The organism is Paraburkholderia sp. SIMBA_054 (assembly GCF_046534875.1).
Lineage (GTDB): Bacteria > Pseudomonadota > Gammaproteobacteria > Burkholderiales > Burkholderiaceae > Paraburkholderia > Paraburkholderia hospita.
On sequence record NZ_JAWRXV010000221.1, the window covers coordinates 1 to 520 of the forward strand.

Annotated in this window: 1 protein-coding gene; it reads right to left on the bottom strand. The window is 60.0% G+C overall.

Features of this window, described 5'->3' with window-relative positions:
* Positions 1-416: transposase (locus SB822_RS54860; RefSeq protein WP_410858817.1), on the bottom strand; the 416-nt coding region annotated here is incomplete at its 3' end.
* Positions 417-520 lie beyond the last annotated feature (104 nt).

A 520-nucleotide genomic window follows, 5' to 3' on the forward strand; every position in this document is an offset into this window, starting at 1 on the left:
GCATAGATGGCGTGGTAGATCGTTTCGTGCGAGACGTTCAAGGCGGGTTCTTCGGGATGCACACGTTCGAGTTGGGCGCACACCTGCTCAGGCGAGAGGCCCGCCTCCAGGTATTGACGTACCTCGGGCCACAATGTTCCGTCAGGATGCAGCTTGCGCTCACAGCGCGGCTTGCGCCGCAGCCTTGCCGCCCGGCGGCCCGCATTCGCTGCATTGTAGCCGCCGGCGATGGTGGGACGTCCCATTGGACCTCGCTCATGGTCCGGCTTCCAGCCATTGCGCCTGAGTTCACGACTGATCGTCGCTGGTGAACGCCGTAACACACGCGCAATCTCTCGTGTACTCCTGTTCTCCTGCTTCATTGCAAAGATGGCACCGCGCTCCTCGGCACCAAGGTGTTCGTATTTTTGTCCCATGCAACACATCCTAAATGAAGTGTTGCACTTGACCCTTGAAACCGCCCCTACTTTTCTTTGCGGCGGCAAAGAAAAGTAGGTGCCGCCCCGCACAGGGGCGACGC